Source organism: Massilia sp. CT11-108, assembly GCF_047302915.1.
GTDB lineage: Bacteria > Pseudomonadota > Gammaproteobacteria > Burkholderiales > Burkholderiaceae_D > Telluria > Telluria orientalis.
Genome location: NZ_JBKYMO010000660.1, coordinates 1 through 2582 on the forward strand (window position 1 = coordinate 1; position 2582 = coordinate 2582).

General features: G+C 68.6%; 3 protein-coding genes. 2 read left to right on the forward strand and 1 reads right to left on the reverse strand.

The window, feature by feature from the left end; all coding sequences use genetic code 11:
- A partial coding sequence (locus tag ACEN88_RS29045; protein WP_413345287.1) for a sugar diacid recognition domain-containing protein occupies positions 1 to 699 on the reverse strand: 699 nt, incomplete at its 3' end.
- Positions 700 to 908: 209 nt separating this feature from the next.
- On the opposite strand from ACEN88_RS29045, the gene ACEN88_RS29050 reads away from it, so the two are divergent.
- Together ACEN88_RS29050 and ACEN88_RS29055 are read left to right on the forward strand one after the other, a co-directional pair.
- Positions 909 to 2246 (forward strand): MFS transporter, encoded by a 1338-nt coding sequence (locus tag ACEN88_RS29050; RefSeq protein ID WP_413345289.1) that lies wholly within the window; start codon positions 909 to 911, stop codon positions 2244 to 2246.
- Between the two features lie 9 nt (positions 2247 to 2255).
- Positions 2256 to 2582: glycerate kinase (locus tag ACEN88_RS29055; RefSeq protein WP_413345291.1), on the forward strand; the 327-nt coding region annotated here is incomplete at its 3' end.

Here is a 2582-nt window from a genome sequence, read left to right on the forward strand (position 1 = left end):
AACCAGGGCCGCGTGGCGCCGCCGCGCCGCCGTGTCGACCGGGGCGGCGGCGGGGTCGAACGCATCCAGGATCACCATGTCGTATGGGCCGGTCGTGGCGGACAGCAGCGCCGGCTGGCGCGCCAGCAGGGCCAGTTGCAGGCGCTGGAGCTCGCTGATCGTCCGTTCGGCGTCGACGGCACCGGCACGCAGCTCGAGCACGAACACCGCCTGCACGCGCCCGAAATCCAGGCCCAGGCGCCGCGCCCAGGTCTCCAGTTCCGGCCGGCCGCCGGCATCTCCGCGGATCAGGTTCAGCACGAAGGTCTCGCGATAGCGGCTGTCGCGCTGCAGTTCGCCGGCCAGGCTGGCCTGTTCCAGGATCATCTCGGCCGTCAGGCGCACCAGTTCGCCGAATTGCCGGACGGCGTCGGGTGCGCCGCTCAGGCCGACCGCGCCGCACATCTGGCCATCCACGACGAGCGGCAGGTTGATGCCTGGCCGCGCGCCGTGCATGTGCGGCGCCGACGCCGCGTCCACCTCGACCGTCGCACGCCGCGCCAAGGCGAGCAGGGCGCCATCGTGCAGCTCCCCGACCCGGGCGGCGTCGCCGCTGGCCAGGATCACGCCGCGCGCATCCATCACGTTGACGTTGAACGGGATGATGCGCATGGTGCGGCTGACGATGTCCTGGGCGAGGCGGGTGCTGAGTTCGAGCATGCCAGCCACTCTAGCCGATCGCGGTCACTGTGCCAAGTACCAATGCCGGGCGTGCCGATCTTGTGTTTATGTGAACGATTTTGTGAAGATGCACAATCGGCACGCGCAAGAAGCCGCGCGTCTCGTGCCGCGTGCCGAGGACTTGCAGTGACGATTTGGTCATAATGCGGTCTGCCGCCCCGACCGATGGCGGACATCACGGAGACACCATGAGAAACAGCATGAGCACGGGCGCGGCCCAGCCGGCGGGCGTTGCCGATCCCGCCATCCTCGAGCGCGGTTACCGCAAGGCGACCTGGCGCCTGATCCCCTTCATCTTCATCTGCTACCTGTTCAACTACCTGGACCGGGTCAACGTCGGCTTCGCCAAGCTGGAGATGCTCGACGCCCTGAAGCTCAGCGAGACCGTGTACGGACTCGGCGCCGGCATCTTCTTCATCGGCTACGTCACCAGCGGCGTGCCGAGCAACCTGGTCCTGCATAAACTCGGCGCGCGCCGCTGGATCGCCGCCATGATGATCATGTGGGGCGGCCTGTCGGCGGCGATGATGTTCGTCACGAGCCCGGTCTCGTTCTACGCGCTGCGCTTCCTCACCGGCGTCGCCGAGGCCGGGTTCTTCCCGGGCATGGTGTTCTACTTCACGAACTGGTTCCCGGCGCAGAAGCGCGGCCAGGTGATGGCGCTGTTCATGTCGGCGATTCCCGTCTCCGGCCTGGTCGGCGGTCCGCTGTCGGGCTGGATGCTGAGCCATTTCGCGACGGGCCAGGGCGGCCTGGCCGGCTGGCAGTGGCTGTTCCTGCTCCAGGGGCTGCCGACGATGATCCTCGGCGTGGCCGTGCTGTTCTTCCTGTCCGACGGCCTGCAGCATGCCCGTTGGCTGACGCCGGAAGAAAAGTCCGCGATGAAGCAGGCGCTCGACGCCGACGAGCAGGGCCGCCGCGCCAGCAGCCATGCGGTGCACTCGTTCTCCAGCGTGCTGCGCAACGGCCACGTGTGGATGCTGGGCCTGATCTATTTCAGCATCCAGATGGGCGTGTACGCGATCAACTTCTGGCTGCCGTCGATCATCAAGGCACTGGGCTTCGACAACCCGACGACGGTCGGCTGGCTGAGCGCCCTGCCGTATCTGTTCGCGGGTATCTTCATGGTGATCGTGGGCCGCTCGGCCGATGCCCGCCGCGAGCGCCGCTGGCATTTGTCCGTGCCGATGGCGATGGCGCTCGCCGGCCTGCTGCTGGCCGCGAATTTCTCGCACAACGTCGTGCTCGTGATGATCGGGCTCACGCTCGCCACGATGGGGGCGCTGACCGGACTGCCGATGTTCTGGCCGCTGCCCGCCGCCTTCCTGGGCAGCGCCGCCGCGGCCGGCGGCCTCGCCCTGATCAATTCGCTGGGCCAGGTGGCCGGCTTCGTCAGCCCGTTCCTGGTCGGCTGGATCAAGGACGCCACCGGCAGCACGGACGTCGCCCTGTATATCCTGTCGACCGTGCTGCTGGTCGGCGCGGTGCTGGTCATGACCGTGCCGGCGCGCCTGGTCAACCGCTGAGGAGAGCCCATGAAGATCGTCATTGCCCCCGATTCGTTCAAGGAAAGCCTGACGGCGCTGCAGGTGGCCGACGCCATCGAGGCCGGCATGCGCGAGGTCTGGCCCGACGCGACATACGTGAAAGTGCCCGTGGCCGACGGCGGCGAAGGCACCGTGCAGGCCATGATCGACGCGACGGGCGGCCGGCGCGTGGACGTGCGCGTGACCGGACCGCTGGGCCAGGCGGTGGACGCGTTCTACGGCGAGGCCGGCGGCGTCGCCGTGATCGAGATGGCGGCGGCCAGCGGCCTGGAAGGGGTGCCGCCCGACCTGCGCGATCCGCGCACGGCCACGAGC

Coding starts and splice junctions, on each gene's coding strand:
- ACEN88_RS29050 (WP_413345289.1), top strand. CDS start 909: ATGAGAAACAGCATGAGCACGGGCGCGGCCCAGCCGGCGGGCGTTGCC.